We start from the raw sequence: 18,366 nt of genomic DNA on the forward strand, positions 1-18,366 counted from the left end.
CCGCAGGCCCCGTACGCGTTCACCGCGGGGTGATCGCGTACGGCGGGCGCCGCCGTCCCCGGAGCCCCCGGAGGGGCCCGGGAGCACCGGGGCCCGGTGCCCGGGCGTCACGCACCCGCGCGCGTGGCTACGATGGGCCAGCCGGGGGCCACCAGGGGCCGCCCGGCCACACCGACCGTCGGGAAGGCCATGCTGAACAAGTACGCGCGTGCATTCTTCACGCGTGTCCTCACACCGTTCGCCGCGTTTCTCATCCGCCGGGGCGTGAGCCCCGACACGGTCACGCTCCTCGGCACCGCCGGAGTGGTCGCGGGCGCGCTGGTCTTCTACCCCCGGGGCGAGTTCTTCTGGGGCACGGTCGTGATCACGCTGTTCGTCTTCTCCGACCTCGTCGACGGCAACATGGCCCGCCAGCTCGGCCGCTCCAGCCGCTGGGGCGCCTTCCTGGACTCCACCCTCGACCGGGTGGCCGACGGCGCCATCTTCGGCGGCTTCGCCCTCTGGTACGCCGGGCAGGGCGACGACAACGTACTGTGCGCCGTGTCGATCTTCTGTCTGGCCAGCGGCCAGGTCGTCTCGTACACCAAGGCGCGCGGCGAGTCGATCGGCCTGCCGGTCGCGGTCAACGGGCTGGTCGAGCGCGCCGAGCGCCTGGTGATCTCCCTGGTCGCGGCCGGGTTCGCCGGCCTGCACAAGTTCGGTGTGCCCGGCATCCAGTACCTGCTTCCGATCGCCCTGTGGATCGTCGCCGCCGGCAGCCTCGTCACGCTGATCCAGCGTGTCGTCACCGTCCGCCGCGAGTCCGCGGAGGCCGAGGCCCAGGCCGCCGGGCAGGAGAGCCAGGGGAGCGGAGCGGCGACGTGAGGGCCCAGGAGCGCCTCACCGACGCCCTCTACGGCCTCGGCTGGAGCACCGTGAAGAAGCTCCCCGAACCGGCCGCCGTACGGCTGGGCCGCACCATCGCCGACCTCGCGTGGAAACGGCGCGGCAAGGGCGTGGAGCGGCTGGAGCGCAACTACGCGCGCGTGCTGCCCGACGCGAGCCCCGAGCGGCTGGCCGAGCTGTCCCGCGCGGGCATGCGGTCCTACCTGCGCTACTGGATGGAGTCCTTCCGGCTGCCCGCCTGGAGCCCCGAGCGGATCCGCACCGGTTTCGCGCCCAAGGACGTCCACCACCTCACCGACGGCCTGGCCTCGGGCCGGGGCGTCGTCCTCGCCCTGCCCCACCTGGCCAACTGGGACCTGGCCGGCGCCTGGGTCACCACCGAGCTGGACACGCCGTTCACCACGGTCGCCGAGCGACTGAGGCCCGAGACGCTCTACGACCGCTTCGTCGCCTACCGCGAGGGCCTCGGCATGGAGGTCCTGCCGCACAGCGGCGGCACCGCCTTCGGCACCCTCGCCCGGCGGCTGCGCGACGGCGGCCTGGTCTGCCTGGTCGCCGACCGCGACCTGTCCGCCTCCGGCGTCGAGGTGGACTTCTTCGGCGCGACGGCCCGCATGCCGGCCGGCCCGGCCCTGCTCGCCCAGCAGACCGGCGCGCTGCTGCTGCCCGTCACCCTCTGGTACGACGACTCGCCCGTCATGCAGGGCCGTGTCCACCCCCCGATCGAGGTACCGGAGGAGGGGACGCGGAGAGAGCGGACGTCCGTGATGACCCAGGCGCTGGCCGACGCCTTCGCCACGGGGATCGCCGAGCACCCGGAGGACTGGCACATGCTCCAGCGGCTGTGGCTCGCCGACCTCGACCCCGCGAAGGGACCCTCGTGAGAATCGGGATCGTCTGCCCGTACTCCTGGGACGTCCCCGGCGGCGTCCAGTTCCACATCCGCGACCTCGCCGAGTACTTCATCCGCCTCGACCACGAGGTGTCCGTCCTCGCACCCGCCGACGACGACACCCCGCTGCCGCCGTACGTCGTCTCGGCCGGCCGCGCGGTGCCGGTGCCCTACAACGGCTCGGTGGCCCGGCTGAACTTCGGCTTCCTGTCGGCCGCCCGGGTACGGCGCTGGCTGCACGAGGGCCGCTTCGACGTCATCCACATCCACGAGCCGACCTCGCCGTCGCTGGGCCTGCTCACCTGCTGGGCGGCGCAGGGCCCGATCGTCGCCACCTTCCACACCTCCAACCCGCGCTCGCGCGCGATGGTCGCCGCCTACGCCATCCTCCAGGCCGCCCTGGAGAAGATCAGCGCCCGGATCGCGGTGAGCGAGTACGCCCGGCGCACCCTCGTCGAGCACCTGGGCGGCGACGCGGTCGTCATCCCCAACGGCGTCGACGTGGACTTCTTCGCCCGGGCCGAGCCGCGCCCCGAGTGGCAGGGCGACACGATCGGCTTCATAGGGCGCATCGACGAGCCCCGCAAGGGCCTGCCGGTGCTGATGCGGGCGCTGCCGAAGATCCTCGCCGCCCGTCCCGGCGCCCGGCTGCTGGTGGCCGGGCGCGGCGACGAGGAGGAGGCCGTCGCCTCGCTCCCGGCGGACCTGCGCTCCCGCGTCGAGTTCCTCGGCATGGTCAGCGACGAGGACAAGGCGCGCTTCCTGCGCAGCATCGACCTGTACGTGGCGCCCAACACCGGCGGCGAGAGCTTCGGCATCATCCTGGTCGAGGCCATGTCCGCCGGCGCGCCGGTCCTCGCCTCCGACCTGGACGCCTTCGCGCAGGTGCTCGACCAGGGCAAGGCGGGCGAGCTCTTCGCCAACGAGGACGCCGACGCGCTCGCCGACGCCGCGGTGCGCCTGCTCGCGGACCCGGAGCGGCGCGGTGAACTGCGCGAGCGCGGCAGCGCCCACGTCCGCCGCTTCGACTGGTCGACGGTCGGCGCGGACATCCTGTCGGTCTACGAGACGGTGACGGCGGGAGCGGCGGCGGTGGCCGCCGACGACCGGGCGACGGGCCTGCGCGCCCGACTGGGGCTGGCCCGGGACTGAGACGGGCGCTCTGGCCGGGGTGCGGCTCGGAGTCAGGGCCGGTGCTGGGGCCGGTGGTCGGCGGGGTGTGGCCCGGGACCTCGAGGCGGTGCCCGGCCGGGGCGTGACCGGGGCCGGCATCCGGCCGGTGTGGGGCCCGGGCCGGTGCCCGGCAGGGCCGTGACCGGGGCCGGAGGCGACGCCGGCCGACGTGTGGCCCCAGGGCCGGAGGCCGGTGCTCGGCCGGGCCGGGCACCGGCCCCGGGCCGGTGCCTGGTCCGGGCGTGACCGGGGCCGCAGGCCGGAGCCCGGCCGGGGCGTGGCCCTCGACCGGCGCCCGGGGTCGCCCGCCCGGGCCTGACGGCCCGTCTCCGCCCGCGGGCGGCCGTCCCGCCGCGCACCGGTAGCCTTGCCGCCCGTGACCGCAACGCTCATCTGGATCCTTGTCGCCTTCGTCGCCGTCGGGCTGTACCTGAGCTGGACGGCGGGGCGCCTGGACCGGCTGCACGCCCGGATCGACGCCGCCCGTGCCGCGCTCGACGCCCAGCTGCTGCGCCGCGCCTCCGTGGCCCAGGAGCTGGCGACCTCCTCGGTGCTCGACCCGGCCGCCTCGATCGTGCTCTACGAGGCCGCGCACGCCGCCCGGCAGTCCGAGGAGGACCAGCGGGAGGTCGCCGAGAGCGAGCTGAGCCAGGCGCTCAGGGCGGTGTTCGCCGAGGCGCAGCAGGTGGAGGCGGTCCGCGAGGCGCCCGGGGGAGAGGAGGCGGCGCGCGAGCTGACCGAGGCCGTGCGCAGAGTCCCGATGGCCCGCCGTTTCCACAACGACGCCGTGGGCGCGGCGCGCAGGCTGCGCGAACACCGCAAGGTGCGCTGGTTCCGGCTGGCCGGCCACGCCCCCTTCCCACTGGCCTTCGAGATGGACGACGAACCGCCGGCCGCGCTGGTGGACCGGGCGGCGTAGAGCGCGGCCACGGGTTCTCGAACGGACGGCGTCCTGCGCCGGCCCGCGCCCGAGCCGACCCGGTGCGTGCCGACCCGGTGCGTGCCGCTGACACCGCGTCCGAGCACGTCCGGTGGGGTCGCTGACACCCCGCGGAGCCGGCACCGCGCACCGCGCCCGCCCGGCACCGGCCGTCGGCACCCCGCCCGCGCCCGCCCCTCGCCGGCACCGCGCCCGTCCCCCGCCCGGCGCCCGGAGGCGAAAAGGATCCACCGGCTCGCCATTGGCCCTTGCCGTGGACTGGTCCAATCGCGTTTCCTCACCTGTGCATCAACCCCCTCTTTTCCCCCGAGTGAGGTCACCCGTGTCCACCACGCTTTCCGACTCCGCCCAGACCCCCGAGACCGGCACCGCCCGGGTGAAGCGCGGCATGGCCGAGCAGCTCAAGGGCGGCGTGATCATGGACGTCGTCACGCCGGAGCAGGCGAAGATCGCCGAGGACGCGGGCGCCGTCGCCGTCATGGCCCTGGAGCGGGTCCCGGCCGACATCCGCAAGGACGGCGGTGTGGCCCGCATGTCCGACCCGGACATGATCGAGGGCATCATCGACGCCGTCTCCATCCCGGTGATGGCCAAGTCCCGCATCGGCCACTTCGTCGAGGCCCAGGTCCTGCAGTCCCTCGGCGTGGACTACATCGACGAGTCCGAGGTCCTCACCCCGGCCGACGAGGTCAACCACTCCGACAAGTGGGCCTTCACCACCCCCTTCGTGTGCGGCGCCACCAACCTCGGTGAGGCCCTGCGCCGCATCGCCGAGGGCGCCGCGATGATCCGCTCCAAGGGCGAGGCCGGCACCGGCAACGTCGTCGAGGCCGTCCGTCACCTGCGCCAGATCAAGAACGAGATCGCCAAGCTGCGCGGCTTCGACAACAACGAGCTGTACGCCGCCGCCAAGGACCTGCGCGCCCCCTACGAGCTGGTCAAGGAGGTCGCCGAGCTGGGCAAGCTGCCGGTCGTGCTGTTCTCCGCCGGCGGTGTGGCCACCCCGGCCGACGCCGCGCTGATGCGCCAGCTCGGCGCCGAGGGCGTCTTCGTCGGCTCCGGCATCTTCAAGTCCGGCGACCCGGCCAAGCGCGCCGCGGCCATCGTCAAGGCCACCACCTTCTACGACGACCCGAAGATCATCGCGGACGCGTCCCGCAACCTCGGCGAGGCCATGGTCGGCATCAACTGCGACACCCTCCCCGAGACCGAGCGCTACGCCAACCGCGGCTGGTGATCACCCCATGAGCGACGAAGCCCCTGTCATCGGCGTCCTGGCCCTCCAGGGCGACGTACGGGAGCACCTCATCGCCCTGGCCGCGGCCGACGCCGTGGCCAGGCCGGTCAGGCGCCCCGAGGAACTCGCCGAGGTGGACGGACTCGTCCTGCCCGGCGGCGAGTCCACCACCATCTCCAAGCTCGCCGTCCTCTTCGGCGTGATGGACCCCCTGCGCGCGCGGGTGCGCGACGGCATGCCCGTCTACGGCACCTGCGCCGGCATGATCATGCTGGCCGACAAGATCCTCGACCCGCGCTCGGGCCAGGAGACCGTCGGCGGCATCGACATGATCGTGCGCCGCAACGCCTTCGGCCGGCAGAACGAGTCCTTCGAGGCCGCCGTGGACGTCAAGGGCGTCGACGGCGAGCCCGTGGAGGGCGTCTTCATCCGCGCCCCCTGGGTCGAGTCCGTCGGCGCGGACGCCGAGGTGCTCGCCGAGCACGACGGCCACATCGTGGCGGTCCGCCAGGGCAACGCGCTGGCCACGTCGTTCCACCCGGAACTGACCGGCGACCACCGTGTGCACGCCCTGTTCGTCGACATGGTGCGCGCGATACGGGCGGCGGAGTCCTTGTAGGATCTGCGGGGGTGCCTCGGCTGCTGAGCCCGGGGACGTTCGTACAGGATGGGTTTACGCGAAGGAGACAGGCAGATGTCCGGCCACTCTAAATGGGCCACGACGAAGCACAAGAAGGCCGTCATCGATGCCAAGCGCGGCAAGCTCTTCGCGAAGCTGATCAAGAACATCGAGGTCGCGGCTCGCATGGGCGGCGTCGACCTGGACGGCAACCCGACGCTCTACGACGCCGTGCAGAAGGCCAAGAAGCAGTCGGTTCCCAACAAGAACATCGACTCGGCCATCAAGCGCGGCGGCGGCCTCGAGGCCGGCGGCGCCGACTACGAGACGATCATGTACGAGGGCTACGGTCCGAACGGTGTCGCGGTGCTCATCGAGTGCCTCACCGACAACCGCAACCGCGCCGCCTCCGACGTCCGCGTCGCCATGACCCGCAACGGCGGCTCCATGGCCGACCCGGGCTCGGTGTCGTACCTGTTCAACCGCAAGGGCGTGGTGATCGTCCCCAAGGGCGAGCTGACCGAGGACGACGTCCTGGGCGCCGTCCTGGACGCCGGCGCCGAGGAGGTCAACGACCTCGGCGAGACCTTCGAGGTCATCAGCGAGGCCACCGACCTGGTCGCGGTCCGTACCGCCCTGCAGGACGCCGGGATCGACTACGACTCCGCCGACGCCAACTTCGTCCCGACCATGCAGGTCGAGCTGGACGAGGAGGGCGCCAAGAAGATCTTCAAGCTGATCGACGCGCTCGAGGACAGCGACGACGTGCAGAACGTCTTCGCCAACTTCGACGTCAGCGACGAGGTCATGGAGAAGGTCGACGCGTAACGCCCGCGCGAACGGCGACCCAGGCGGGCCGGAGGGACACGTCCCCCGGCCCGCCGCCGTTGTCAGTGGCACCCGATAGCCTGCACGAACAGCGGAGCGAAGGGACGGCACGTGCGCGTACTGGGGGTGGACCCGGGCCTGACCCGGTGCGGCGTCGGCGTCGTGGAGGGCGTCGCGGGCCGGCCGTTGACCATGATCGGCGTCGGCGTCGTCCGCACGCCGGCCGACGCCGACCTCGGCCACCGCCTGGTCGCCGTCGAGCAGGGCATCGAACAGTGGCTCGACGAACACCGGCCGCAGTACGTCGCCGTGGAGCGCGTCTTCAGCCAGCACAACGTGCGCACCGTCATGGGCACCGCCCAGGCCAGCGCCGTCGCCATCCTGTGCGCCTCCCGCCGCGGCATCCCCGTCGCCCTGCACACCCCCAGCGAGGTCAAGGCCGCCGTCACCGGCAGCGGACGCGCGGACAAGGCCCAGGTGGGCGCCATGGTCACCCGGCTGCTGCGGCTGGCCGCGCCCCCGAAGCCCGCCGACGCCGCCGACGCCCTCGCGCTCGCCATCTGCCACATCTGGCGGGCCCCCGCCCAGAACCGGCTCCAGCAGGCCGTCGCCCTGCACACGGCCCGGGCGCCGAAGACACCGAAGACACCGAAAGGCCGTACGGCATGATCGCCTTCGTCAGCGGCACCGTCGCCGCACTCGCCCCCGACACCGCGGTCGTCGAGGTGGGCGGCGTCGGCATGGCCGTCCAGTGCACCCCGAACACCCTGTCGACGCTGCGGCTCGGACAGCCCGCCAAGCTGCACACCTCCCTGGTCGTCCGCGAGGACTCGCTCACCCTGTACGGCTTCGCCGACGACGACGAGCGCCAGGTCTTCGAGCTCCTGCAGACCGCGAGCGGCGTCGGCCCCCGCCTCGCGCAGGCGATGCTCGCCGTGCACAGCCCGGACGCCCTGCGCCGTGCGGTCGCCACCGGTGACGAGAAGGCGCTGACCGCGGTGCCCGGCATCGGCAAGAAGGGCGCCCAGAAACTCCTGCTGGAGCTGAAGGACCGGCTCGGCGAGCCGGTCGGCGCCCCCGCGGTCGGCGCCCCCGTCACCCAGGGCTGGCGCGACCAGCTGCACGCCGCCCTCATCGGCCTGGGCTACGCCACCCGGGAGGCCGACGAGGCCGTCACCGCCGTGACGCCGCAGGCCGAGGCCGGCGACGGCCCGCCCCAGGTCGGGCAGCTGCTGAAGGCGGCCCTGCAGACCCTGAACCGGGCCCGCTGACCCGGACGCAGCCGAGCCCGACCCACCACTTCCCCGAGGCAGAGCAGACATGAACTGGGACGACACGACCGACACCCCCGCCGCCGAACGGCTGGTCGGCTCGGTCGCCGACCGCGAGGACCAGGCCGTCGAGGCCGCCCTGCGCCCCAAGGACCTGGGCGAGTTCATCGGCCAGGAGAAGGTCCGCGAACAGCTCGACCTCGTGCTGCGCGCCGCCCGCGCGCGCGGCGCCACCGCCGACCACGTGCTGCTCTCCGGCGCCCCCGGCCTCGGCAAGACCACCCTGTCGATGATCATCGCGGCCGAGATGGGCGCCCCCATCCGCATCACCTCCGGCCCCGCCATCCAGCACGCCGGCGACCTCGCCGCCATCCTCTCCTCCCTCCAGGAGGGCGAGGTCCTCTTCCTCGACGAGATCCACCGCATGTCCCGCCCCGCCGAGGAGATGCTGTACATGGCGATGGAGGACTTCCGCGTCGACGTCATCGTCGGCAAGGGCCCCGGCGCCACCGCCATCCCGCTCGAACTGCCCCCCTTCACCCTGGTCGGCGCCACCACCCGGGCCGGCCTGCTGCCGCCCCCGCTGCGCGACCGGTTCGGCTTCACCGCGCACATGGAGTTCTACGAGCCCGGCGAGCTGGAGCGCGTCGTGCACCGCTCGGCGAGCCTCCTCGACGTCGAGATCGACACCGACGGAGCCGCCGAGATCGCCGGCCGCTCCCGCGGCACGCCCCGCATCGCCAACCGCCTGCTGCGCCGGGTGCGCGACTACGCGCAGGTCAAGGCGGACGGAGTGATCACCCGCGAGATCGCCGCCGCGGCCCTCGCCGTCTACGAGGTCGACCCCCGGGGCCTGGACCGGCTCGACCGCGCCGTCCTGCAGGCGCTGCTGAAGCTGTTCGGCGGCGGCCCCGTCGGCCTGTCGACACTCGCGGTGGCGGTGGGGGAGGAACGTGAGACCGTGGAGGAGGTCGCCGAGCCCTTCCTCGTGCGCGAGGGCCTGCTCGCCCGCACCCCCCGCGGGCGGGTCGCCACCCCGGCGGCCTGGGCGCACCTCGGACTGACGCCGCCGCGCTCGCAGACCGCGGGAAACGGACAAGGGGACCTGTTCGGGGCGTGATGCGTGCGGCATTGGCCCGACCAGGAACCCAGGTGCCATGCTGAGCGTTGTTCCCCACGCGCGGACTCGCTTAGACTCCGCCGATGCCGCCGTTGCCGACGGCACGCATACCCCCAACCATCAGGCCGCTCCCCATCGCGGTCGTGTGAAGGAAGTTCCGACCCGTGAAGCTCGTGACCCTCCTCCCGTTCATCGTGCTCATCGGGGCCATGTTCCTGATGACCCGGTCGGCCAAGCGCAAGCAGGCTCAGGCCGCCGACATGCGGAACCAGATGCAGCCCGGCAGCGGAATCCGCACCATCGGGGGCATGTACGCCACGGTCAAGGAGGTCAACGACGACACGGTCCTTCTTGACGCCGGTCCGGGCGTGGAACTGCTGTTCGCCAAGAACGCGATCGCGACCGTCCTGTCCGACGACGAGTACAACCGCATCGTCCACGGCATCGAGCACGACCTGAAGTCCGACGCCGACCTCGTTCCCGACGACGCCTCCTCCCTCACCGAGCCCGACGAGCCCGCCGCCGACGCCTCCGACGACAAGCCCATCGACCTCGGGAAGAAGGACACGGCGGCCGAGGAGCCGGCCGACACCGCCACCGAGGCGAAGGCGGACGCAGAGCCGAAGAAGACCGACGGCGACTCCGAGGCGAAGTAGTCACCACCCAGGGCGCACGGCACGGCCCGTGCGCCCTGGGACGTGTTCACTTCGCGCGGGATCCCGACACCATGTCATGGCCGCCACCGGGCTCACCCGGCGCGGAGCGGCCCGAGAGGGAGTACGAGAAGGTGGCAGCACCTAAGAAGGGCCGGAGCGCGAGCGCCCAGAGCAAGCCATGGCGCTCGCTGGCCCTCATCCTGATCGCCATCGTGGCGCTCACCGGCGGCATGTTCGCCTCGGGGAACACCACTCCGCGTCTCGGCATCGACCTGGCCGGCGGTACGAGCATCACACTGCGGGCGGTCCCCGAGCGCGGTCAGGAATCCGCGATCAACAAGACCAACATGAACACGGCCGTGAACATCATGGAACGCCGTGTCAATGGTCTTGGCGTCTCGGAGGCCGAGGTCCAGACCCAGGGCAACGACAACATCATCGTCAACATCCCCAAGGGCACGAACTCCAAGCAGGCCCGGGAGCAGGTCGGCACCACCGCGAAGCTGTACTTCCGTCCGGTCCTCACCACCGAGGTCTCCGCCGGCGCTGCCACGGCCACCCCGTCGCCGAGCGCGTCCCCCAGCGCCTCCGGCAAGGCGACGGACAAGTCCGGCGAGAAGGCGACCTCGAGCTCCGCCACCCCGTCGGCGACCGCGACCAAGCAGGGCCGCGCCGTCACCGACGCCCTGAAGGCCGACGCCACGGCGTCCGCCGGCGCCACGGCGTCCGCCAAGGCCTCCGGCGCCCCTAAGGCCTCCACCAGCGCCTCCCCGTCCCCGAGTGGCAGCGCCGACGACGCCACCGCCAAGCTCCAGGCCCAGTACACCGCGCTGGACTGCTCCAAGGAGAGCGACCGCGCCACCGCCGGCAAGGGCGTCCTGCCCACCGAGCCGACCGTGGCCTGCGGCAAGAACTCCTCGGGCGTCTGGCAGAAGTACGTCCTCGGCCCCGCCGCGGTGGCCGGCACGGACGTCAAGAAGGGCCAGGCGGTCTTCGACACGCAGGGCGCCGCCGGCTGGATCGTCCAGCTCGACTTCACCAGCTCGGGCGCCAAGAAGTTCGCCGACGTCACCGGCAAGCTGGCGCAGAACCAGGAGCCGCAGAACCAGTTCGCCATCGTCCTGGACGGCGAAGTGGTCTCCGACCCCCGGGTCTCGTCCGCGATCACCGGCGGCAACGCCGAGATCTCCGGCAACTTCGACCAGCAGTCCGCGCAGAGCCTGGCCAACATGCTGTCCTACGGCGCGCTGCCGCTGACCTTCAAGGAGGACAGCGTCACCACCGTGACGGCCGCGCTTGGCGGCGACCAGCTGCACGCCGGCCTGATCGCGGGCGCCATCGGCCTCGCCCTGGTCGTCATCTACCTGCTGGTCTTCTACCGAGGCCTGTCGCTGATCGCGATCCCCTCGCTGCTGGTGTCGGCGATCCTCGCCTATGTGATCATGTCGCTGCTCGGCCCGGCCATCGGCTTCGCGCTGAACCTGCCGGCCGTGTGCGGCGCCATCGTCGCCATCGGCATCACCGCGGACTCGTTCATCGTGTTCTTCGAACGCATCCGGGACGAGATCCGCGAGGGCCGCACGCTGCGACCCGCCGTCGAGCGCGCCTGGCCGCGGGCCCGGCGCACCATCCTGGTCTCCGACTTCGTCTCGTTCCTGGCCGCCGCGGTGCTGTTCATCGTCACCGTCGGCAAGGTGCAGGGCTTCGCGTTCACCCTCGGTCTGACCACCCTGCTCGACGTGGTCGTCGTCTTCCTCTTCACCAAGCCGCTGATGACGATCCTCGCCCGCAGGAAGTTCTACGCGAACGGCCACAAGTGGTCCGGCCTCGACCCGAAGGCCCTCGGCGCCAAGCCGCCGCTGCGCCGTACCCGCCGCCCCGCCCGCCCCGTCGACACGAAGGAGGCGTGAGCGATGTCCAAGATCGGCAGCCTCGGCGCCCGGCTCCACCGTGGCGAGGTCGGCTACGACTTCGTCAAGAACCGCAAGATCTGGTACGGCATCTCCATCCTGATCACCATCACGGCCATCCTCGGCCTGGCGGTGCGCGGCCTGAACATGGGCATCGAGTTCCAGGGCGGAGCGGTCTTCACCACACCGAAGCACATGAGCACCTCGGTCAGCCAGGCCGAGACGTACGCCGAAGAGGCCTCCGGTCACGACGCGATCGTGCAGAAGCTCGGTGACGGCAGCCTGCGCATCCAGATCGCCGGCATCGAGACCGGCAAGTCCGACCAGATCAAGGACGCGCTGGCCAAGGACCTGAAGGTCAACTCCGAGCAGATCAACGCCGACCTGGTCGGCCCCAGCTGGGGCAAGCAGATCGCCAACAAGGCCTGGGAGGGCCTGGCGATCTTCATGGTCCTGGTCGTGATCTACCTGGCGATCGCCTTCGAGTGGCGGATGGCGGTGGCGGCCCTGGTCGCCCTGATCCACGACATCACGATCACCACCGGCATCTACGCCCTCGTCGGCTTCGAGGTCACGCCGGGCACCGTGATCGGTCTGCTGACCATCCTCGGTTACTCGCTCTACGACACGGTCGTCGTCTTCGACAGCCTCAAGGAGCAGACGAAGGACATCACCAAGCAGACCCGCTGGACCTACAGCGACATCGCCAACCAGTCGATCAACGGCACGCTGATGCGCTCCATCAACACCACCGTGGTCGCCCTGCTGCCGGTGGCGGGCCTGCTGTTCATCGGCGGCGGCGTCCTCGGCGCGGGCATGCTCAACGACATCTCGCTGTCGCTGTTCGTCGGCCTCGCGGCCGGCGCGTACTCCTCGATCTTCATCGCCACGCCGCTCGTCGCCGACCTCAAGGAGCGCGAGCCGCAGATGAAGGCCCTCAGGAAGCGCGTCCTCGCCAAGCGGGCGCAGGCCGGCGCGCAGGGCGAGCCGTCGCAGGCGGAGCCCGCCGGGACGTCGTTCGACGACGACCCCGAGGACGCGGCGCCCGCGGTCGTCGGCCCCCGCGACCAGGGCGCCTCCCGCGGCCGGGGCCGCGGCCGCCCCTCCGGGAAGCGCCGGTGACCGCGATGACCGACGTCCAGGAGCTGCTGCTCAGCCGCATCCGCGACGTGGAGGACTACCCGGAGCAGGGCGTGATGTTCAAGGACATCACGCCGCTCCTGGCGGACCCGGCGGCGTTCGCCGCCCTCACCGACGCGTTCGCCGAGACCGCAAGGCGCACCGGCGCCACGAAGATCGTCGGCCTGGAGGCCCGCGGCTTCATCCTCGGCGCCCCGGTCGCCGTCCGCGCGGGCCTCGGCTTCATCCCCGTGCGCAAGGCGGGCAAGCTCCCCGGAGCCACCCTCCGCCAGGCCTACGACCTGGAGTACGGCTCGGCGGAGATCGAGGTGCACGCCGAGGACCTGAGCGCCGGCGACCGGATCCTGGTCGTCGACGACGTCCTCGCCACCGGCGGCACCGCCGAGGCCTCCCTCCAGCTCGTCCGCCGGGCGGGCGCCGAGATCGCCGGCGTCGCGGTCCTGATGGAACTGGGCTTCCTGGGCGGCCGCGCCCGCCTGGAACCGGCCCTGGCCGGAGCACCGCTGGAGGCGCTCCTCCAGGTCTGACCCCCGCACGGGGGACGGCGCGAACGCCGCCGCCACCCGCCGAGCACACGCAGACGGGCCCGGAGGAATCCGGCGCCCGTCCCGTGTGTTCGCACATTCGAACAGCCCGGACACCGGACTGGAGGCGATCCCGGAGCCCGGGCTCGCTACGATGGGGTTTCCGGAGCCTGACCGGGGGACCCGGAACGCGCACGAGGAGTCCTCTTGCCAGACGAGGCCCAGCCACTGACCGCCGCCAAGCCCGAGTCCGCCTCGGCGTCCGCGGCGAAGCCCGCGCCGAAGGTGTCGAACGCGAAGAACGACACCCGCACGGCGGTCGAGCACGCCCAGTCCGCGCCCGTCGAGAAGACCGCCGAGGCCTCGCGTCCCAAACCCGCACCGCCGGTGCGCTCCGCCACCTCCTCCAGCGCCCGCTCCGGCTCCTCCAACCGCGTCCGCGCCCGTCTCGCCCGGCTCGGCGTGCAGCGCGCCAACCCCTACAACCCGGTCCTGGAGCCCCTGCTGCGGATAGTGCGCAGCAACGACCCCAAGATCGAGAACTCCACGCTGCGCCAGATCGAGCGCGCCTACCAGGTCGCCGAGCGCTGGCACCGCGGCCAGAAGCGCAAGAGCGGCGACCCGTACATCACCCACCCGCTCGCCGTCACCACCATCCTCGCCGAGCTGGGCATGGACCCGGCCACGCTCATGGCCGGGCTGCTGCACGACACCGTCGAGGACACCGAGTACGGCCTGGAGGACCTGCGCCGCGACTTCGGCGACGTGGTCGCCCTGCTCGTCGACGGCGTCACCAAGCTGGACAAGGTCAAGTTCGGCGAGGCCGCGCAGGCCGAGACCGTGCGCAAGATGGTCGTCGCCATGGCCAAGGACCCCCGCGTCCTGGTCATCAAGCTCGCCGACCGCCTGCACAACATGCGCACCATGCGCTACCTCAAGCGGGAGAAGCAGGAGAAGAAGGCGCGCGAGACCCTGGAGATCTACGCGCCGCTCGCCCACCGCCTGGGCATGAACACCATCAAGTGGGAGCTGGAGGACCTCGCCTTCGCGATCCTCTACCCCAAGATGTACGACGAGATCGTCCGCCTCGTCGCCGAACGCGCGCCCAAGCGCGACGAGTACCTCGCCGTCGTCACCGACGAGGTCCAGGCCGACCTGCGCGCCGCCCGCATCAAGGCGACCGTCACCGGCCGCCCCAAGCACTACTACAGCGTCTACCAGAAGATGATCGTCCGCGGCCGCGACTTCGCGGAGATCTACGACCTGGTGGGCATCCGCGTCCTGGTCGACACCGTCCGCGACTGCTACGCCGCCCTCGGCACCGTGCACGCGCGATGGAACCCGGTCCCCGGCCGGTTCAAGGACTACATCGCGATGCCCAAGTTCAACATGTACCAGTCGCTGCACACCACGGTCATCGGCCCCAACGGCAAGCCCGTCGAGCTGCAGATCCGCACCTTCGACATGCACCGCCGCGCCGAGTACGGCATCGCCGCGCACTGGAAGTACAAGCAGGAGGCCGTCGCAGGCGCCTCCAAGGTCCGCACCGACGCGCCGAAGTCGTCCGCGAAGGACAAGGACGCCATCAACGACATGGCGTGGCTCAGGCAGCTGCTGGACTGGCAGAAGGAGACCGAGGACCCCGGCGAGTTCCTGGAGTCGCTGCGCTTCGACCTCTCCCGCAACGAGGTCTTCGTCTTCACGCCCAAGGGCGACGTCATAGCGCTACCGGCCGGCGCCACCCCCGTCGACTTCGCCTACGCCGTGCACACCGAGGTCGGCCACCGCACCATAGGGGCCCGGGTCAACGGGCGCCTCGTACCGCTGGAGTCCACCCTGGACAACGGCGACCTGGTGGAGGTCTTCACCTCCAAGGCGACCGGCGCCGGACCCTCCCGGGACTGGCTCGGCTTCGTCAAGTCACCGCGCGCCCGCAACAAGATCCGCGGCTGGTTCTCCAAGGAGCGCCGCGACGAGGCGATCGAGCAGGGCAAGGACGCCATCGTCCGCGCCATGCGCAAGCAGAACCTGCCGATCCAGCGGATCCTGACCGGCGACTCCCTGGTCACCCTCGCCCACGAGATGCGCTACTCCGACATCTCCGCGCTCTACGCGGCGATCGGCGAGGGCCATGTCTCGGCGCAGAACATCGTCCAGAAGCTCGTGCAGGCCCTCGGCGGCGAGGAGGCGGCCACCGAGGAGATCGACGAGGCGATGCCGCCCGCGCGCGGGCGCGGCCGCAAGCGCCGCTCCAGCGCCGACCCGGGCGTGGTGGTCAAGGGCGTCGACGACGTGTGGGTCAAGCTCGCCCGCTGCTGCACCCCGGTGCCCGGCGACCCGATCATCGGCTTCGTCACCCGGGGCAGCGGTGTCTCGGTGCACCGCAACGACTGCGTCAACGTGGAGTCGCTGTCCCGCGAACCCGAGCGCATCCTCGACGTCGAGTGGGCGCCCACCCAGTCCTCGGTCTTCCTGGTCGCTATCCAGGTCGAGGCGCTGGACCGCTCCCGGCTGCTGTCGGACGTCACCCGCGTGCTGTCCGACCAGCACGTCAACATCCTCTCCGCGGCCGTCCAGACCTCCCGCGACCGCGTCGCCACCTCCCGCTTCACCTTCGAGATGGGCGACCCCAAGCACCTGGGCCACGTCCTGCGGGCCGTGCGCGGCGTGGAGGGCGTCTACGACGTCTACCGGGTGACGTCGGCGCGCAACCGCTCGTAGGACGCCACGGGCACACGCGAGAGGGCTCCCGTACGCGCCGTACGGGAGCCCTCAGCACATCATCGCAAGGGTGTCAGCCGCCGAACTCCTGCAGACCCTTCAGGGCCTGGTCCAGGAGCGCCTGGCGGCCCTCCAGCTCCTTCTCGAGCTTGTCGGCCCGGGCGGTGTTGCCCTGGGCGCGCGCCTGCTCGATCTGGCTCCGGAGCTTGTCCACGGCGGCCTGCAGCTGACCGGTCAGACCCGCGGCACGCGCGCGTGCCTCCGGGTTCGTCCGGCGCCACTCGGCCTCCTCGGCCTCCTGGAGGGCCCGCTCCACCGCGTGCATCCGGCCCTCGACCTTCGGCCGGGCGTCCCGCGGCACATGGCCGATGGCCTCCCAGCGCTCGTTGACCGAGCGGAAGGCGGCCCGGGCGGCCTTCAGGTCGGTGACCGGCAGCAGCCGCTCGGCCTCCTCGGCCAGCTCCTCCTTCAGCTTCAGGTTCTCCGCCTGCTCGGCGTCGCGCTCGGCGAACACCGAACCGCGCGCGGCGAAGAACACGTCCTGGGCGCCGCGGAAACGGTTCCACAGATCGTCCTCGTGCTCCCGCTGGGCGCGGCCCGCGGCCTTCCACTCGGCCATCAGGTCGCGGTAGCGGGCCGCCGTCGGACCCCAGTCCGTCGAACCGGACAGCGCCTCGGCCTCGGCGACCAGCCGCTCCTTGATCCGGCGGGCGTCCTCGCGCTGCGCGTCCAGCTGCGCGAAGTGCGCCTTGCGCCGCTTGGAGAACGCCGACCGCGCGTGCGAGAAGCGGTGCCACAGCTCGTCGTCGGACTTGCGGTCCAGGCGCGGCAGCCCCTTCCAGGTGTCCACCAGCGCCCGCAGCCGCTCACCGGCCACCCGCCACTGGTCCGACCGGGCCAGCTCCTCCGCCTCGGCGACCAGCGACTCCTTGGCGTGCCGGGCCTCGTCCGTCTGCCGGGCGCGCTGGGCCTTGCGCTCCTCGCGGCGCGCCTCGACGGTCTCGACCAGCTTGTCCAGGCGGGCGCGCAGCGCCTGCAGATCACCGACCGCGTGGTGCGCGTCGACCTGCTCCCGGAGGTGGTCGACGGCGGCCTGCGCGTCCTTCGACGACAGGTCGGTGGTCCGCACTCGCTTCTCGAGGAGGCCGATCTCGACAACCAGGCCCTCGTACTTGCGCTCGAAGTAGGCCAGCGCCTCCTCGGGGGAGCCGGCCTGCCAGGAACCGACGACCTGCTCGCCATCGGCCGTCCGCACGTACACGGTCCCCGTCTCGTCGACGCGGCCCCACGGGTCGCTGCTCACAGCGCCTCCTCCACATGATGCCCGCGAGGGGGCTTCGAGGCTCCCCCGGGCATCGTCCACAGTTTCGTCACGGCCAACATAGGCGACCGGCGGGTTGCCTGTCCGCATCCAGCACGACCGAAATTACGCAGTTGACGATCAGGATTTCGTGACCGTCGCCTTGTTGATCACGACCGTCGCGTTGGGGGCCCCGTCGCCGGCGCCCGTGTTCTCACCCGCGGCGGCGATCTTCTTCAGCACCTTCAGTCCCGACTCGGAAATCGTACCGAAGGGGGTGTAGTTGGGCGGAAGCTGGCTGTCCTGGTACACGAGGAAGAACTGGCTGCCGCCGGAGTTGCGGCCCTGCCCGCTGGAGGCGTCGTACTGGTTCGCCATCGCCACCGTGCCCGCCGGGTACACGTTGCCCTTGAGGGTCGCGTCCTTCAGGTTCTCGTCCGGGATCGTGTAGCCGGGGCCGCCGGTGCCCTGGGCGGTCGGGTCGCCGCACTGCAGCACGTAGATGCCGTTGGTGGTGAGTCGGTGGCACTTGGTGTGGTCGAAGAAGCCCTTGCCCGCCAGGAAGTCGAACGAGTTGACCGTGTGCGGCGCGGCGGACGACTTCAGCGCGATGTCTATGTCGCCGCACGTCGTGGCGAGTTTCATCGTGTACTTCGCCGACGTGTCGATCGCCATCGCCGGCTCCTTCTTCCAGCTCAGCTTCTTCACCGAGCCCGCGGCCGGCTTCGCGCACGGGTCGGGAGCCTTGCTGGTGGCCGAGGCGCTCGGGGTGACGTCCGCACCGGCGTTGGCCTTGTCGTCGCCCGAGCCGTTCTTCATGACCCCGGTCGTGTACAGCGCCACGCTGCCGATGACGACCACGCCGAGCACCGACGCGATCACCGAGTTGCGCGTGCGCGCCTTGCGCCGTGCGGCGGTGCGCCGCTGCTGCTGCCGCAAGAACTTCTCCCGGGCGAGCTGACGCCGCCGCTGCTCCTGGCTGACCACCGGGTTCTCTCCTCATGCGTCTCGTGTGTCGACCGGTACGCCCGTGTCCCGAGGGCCGAGCGCCCGCGTGTGCCCCGTACCGTATATGGGTTGGCTGAGGATCCGGCAGCGCCGGTAGGCTCGGATCACAGGCGTAGCCGCCCGATGCCCTCCCTTATCGACA

General features: G+C 71.7%; 17 protein-coding genes. 15 read left to right on the forward strand and 2 right to left on the reverse strand.

Annotated features, from left to right (window positions below):
• Positions 1-132: 132 nt before the first annotated feature.
• From pgsA to ACH5A8_RS22145, 15 genes are all read left to right on the forward strand, one after another.
• On the forward strand, positions 133-864 hold the full coding sequence (pgsA, locus tag ACH5A8_RS22075) for a phosphatidylinositol phosphate synthase (protein ID WP_399004630.1): 732 nt from the start codon (positions 133-135) through the stop codon (positions 862-864).
• Complete coding sequence (locus tag ACH5A8_RS22080) at positions 861-1,769, forward strand: phosphatidylinositol mannoside acyltransferase (RefSeq protein ID WP_399004412.1); 909 nt, start codon at positions 861-863, stop codon at positions 1,767-1,769. The genes pgsA and ACH5A8_RS22080 overlap by 4 nt, the downstream gene beginning before the upstream one ends.
• Positions 1,766-2,929, forward strand: a complete 1,164-nt coding sequence (locus ACH5A8_RS22085; RefSeq protein ID WP_399004414.1) for a glycosyltransferase family 4 protein — start codon at positions 1,766-1,768, stop codon at positions 2,927-2,929. Before ACH5A8_RS22080 ends, ACH5A8_RS22085 begins: the two co-directional genes overlap by 4 nt.
• A gap of 397 nt (positions 2,930-3,326) precedes the next feature.
• Complete coding sequence (locus ACH5A8_RS22090) at positions 3,327-3,869, forward strand: hypothetical protein (protein WP_399004416.1); 543 nt, start codon at positions 3,327-3,329, stop codon at positions 3,867-3,869.
• A 409-nt stretch (positions 3,870-4,278) separates the two neighbouring features.
• On the forward strand, positions 4,279-5,127 hold the full coding sequence (gene pdxS / locus ACH5A8_RS22095; protein WP_399004632.1) for a pyridoxal 5'-phosphate synthase lyase subunit PdxS: 849 nt from the start codon (positions 4,279-4,281) through the stop codon (positions 5,125-5,127).
• Positions 5,128-5,134: 7 nt separating this feature from the next.
• Positions 5,135-5,746 carry a pyridoxal 5'-phosphate synthase glutaminase subunit PdxT gene (gene pdxT, locus ACH5A8_RS22100; RefSeq protein ID WP_399004418.1) on the forward strand — a complete coding sequence of 204 codons (612 nt, stop codon included), beginning with the start codon at positions 5,135-5,137 and terminating at the stop codon, positions 5,744-5,746.
• Positions 5,747-5,821: 75 nt separating this feature from the next.
• Positions 5,822-6,574 (forward strand): YebC/PmpR family DNA-binding transcriptional regulator, encoded by a 753-nt coding sequence (locus ACH5A8_RS22105; protein WP_399004420.1) that lies wholly within the window; start codon positions 5,822-5,824, stop codon positions 6,572-6,574.
• A 111-nt stretch (positions 6,575-6,685) separates the two neighbouring features.
• The gene (gene ruvC, locus ACH5A8_RS22110; protein WP_399004422.1) at positions 6,686-7,243 is read left to right on the forward strand and encodes a crossover junction endodeoxyribonuclease RuvC; all 558 of its coding nucleotides are present in this window, start codon (positions 6,686-6,688) and stop codon (positions 7,241-7,243) included.
• Positions 7,240-7,845: a Holliday junction branch migration protein RuvA gene (gene ruvA / locus ACH5A8_RS22115; protein WP_399004424.1), complete on the forward strand. Its 606-nt coding sequence runs from the start codon at positions 7,240-7,242 to the stop codon at positions 7,843-7,845. The genes ruvC and ruvA overlap by 4 nt, the downstream gene beginning before the upstream one ends.
• A gap of 49 nt (positions 7,846-7,894) precedes the next feature.
• Positions 7,895-8,965 carry a Holliday junction branch migration DNA helicase RuvB gene (ruvB, locus tag ACH5A8_RS22120; protein WP_399004426.1) on the forward strand — a complete coding sequence of 357 codons (1,071 nt, stop codon included), beginning with the start codon at positions 7,895-7,897 and terminating at the stop codon, positions 8,963-8,965.
• A 164-nt stretch (positions 8,966-9,129) separates the two neighbouring features.
• Complete coding sequence (gene yajC / locus ACH5A8_RS22125) at positions 9,130-9,621, forward strand: preprotein translocase subunit YajC (RefSeq protein ID WP_399004428.1); 492 nt, start codon at positions 9,130-9,132, stop codon at positions 9,619-9,621.
• A gap of 131 nt (positions 9,622-9,752) precedes the next feature.
• On the forward strand, positions 9,753-11,531 hold the full coding sequence (secD, locus tag ACH5A8_RS22130) for a protein translocase subunit SecD (protein ID WP_399004430.1): 1,779 nt from the start codon (positions 9,753-9,755) through the stop codon (positions 11,529-11,531).
• Positions 11,532-11,534: 3 nt separating this feature from the next.
• Positions 11,535-12,653: a protein translocase subunit SecF gene (secF, locus tag ACH5A8_RS22135; protein WP_399004432.1), complete on the forward strand. Its 1,119-nt coding sequence runs from the start codon at positions 11,535-11,537 to the stop codon at positions 12,651-12,653.
• Positions 12,654-12,658: 5 nt separating this feature from the next.
• A complete protein-coding gene (locus tag ACH5A8_RS22140) occupies positions 12,659-13,198 on the forward strand; it encodes an adenine phosphoribosyltransferase (RefSeq protein WP_399004634.1) in 540 nt (179 codons plus the stop codon).
• Positions 13,199-13,402: 204 nt separating this feature from the next.
• Complete coding sequence (locus ACH5A8_RS22145) at positions 13,403-15,916, forward strand: RelA/SpoT family protein (RefSeq protein ID WP_399004434.1); 2,514 nt, start codon at positions 13,403-13,405, stop codon at positions 15,914-15,916.
• A 73-nt stretch (positions 15,917-15,989) separates the two neighbouring features.
• On the opposite strand, the gene ACH5A8_RS22150 is transcribed toward ACH5A8_RS22145, so the two are convergent.
• Together ACH5A8_RS22150 and ACH5A8_RS22155 are read right to left on the reverse strand one after the other, a co-directional pair.
• Positions 15,990-17,219 carry a DUF349 domain-containing protein gene (locus ACH5A8_RS22150; RefSeq protein WP_399004436.1) on the reverse strand — a complete coding sequence of 410 codons (1,230 nt, stop codon included), beginning with the start codon at positions 17,217-17,219 and terminating at the stop codon, positions 15,990-15,992.
• A gap of 138 nt (positions 17,220-17,357) precedes the next feature.
• A complete protein-coding gene (locus tag ACH5A8_RS22155) occupies positions 17,358-18,203 on the reverse strand; it encodes a peptidylprolyl isomerase (protein ID WP_399004438.1) in 846 nt (281 codons plus the stop codon).
• Positions 18,204-18,366 lie beyond the last annotated feature (163 nt).

This window comes from Streptomyces sp. NPDC018610 (genome assembly GCF_044391765.1).
Lineage (GTDB): Bacteria > Actinomycetota > Actinomycetes > Streptomycetales > Streptomycetaceae > Streptomyces.

What these genes read in the sequence shown, in the direction of transcription:
- ruvB (WP_399004426.1), top strand. Translation starts at nt 7,895, where the DNA reads ATGAACTGGGACGACACGACCGACACCCCCGCCGCCGAACGGCTGGTC.
- pdxS (WP_399004632.1), top strand. Translation starts at nt 4,279, where the DNA reads ATGGCCGAGCAGCTCAAGGGCGGCGTGATCATGGACGTCGTCACGCCG.
- secF (WP_399004432.1), top strand. Translation starts at nt 11,535, where the DNA reads ATGTCCAAGATCGGCAGCCTCGGCGCCCGGCTCCACCGTGGCGAGGTC.
- pdxT (WP_399004418.1), top strand. Translation starts at nt 5,135, where the DNA reads ATGAGCGACGAAGCCCCTGTCATCGGCGTCCTGGCCCTCCAGGGCGAC.
- pgsA (WP_399004630.1), top strand. Translation starts at nt 133, where the DNA reads ATGGGCCAGCCGGGGGCCACCAGGGGCCGCCCGGCCACACCGACCGTC.
- ruvA (WP_399004424.1), top strand. Translation starts at nt 7,240, where the DNA reads ATGATCGCCTTCGTCAGCGGCACCGTCGCCGCACTCGCCCCCGACACC.
- ACH5A8_RS22105 (WP_399004420.1), top strand. Translation starts at nt 5,822, where the DNA reads ATGTCCGGCCACTCTAAATGGGCCACGACGAAGCACAAGAAGGCCGTC.
- ACH5A8_RS22140 (WP_399004634.1), top strand. Translation starts at nt 12,659, where the DNA reads ATGACCGACGTCCAGGAGCTGCTGCTCAGCCGCATCCGCGACGTGGAG.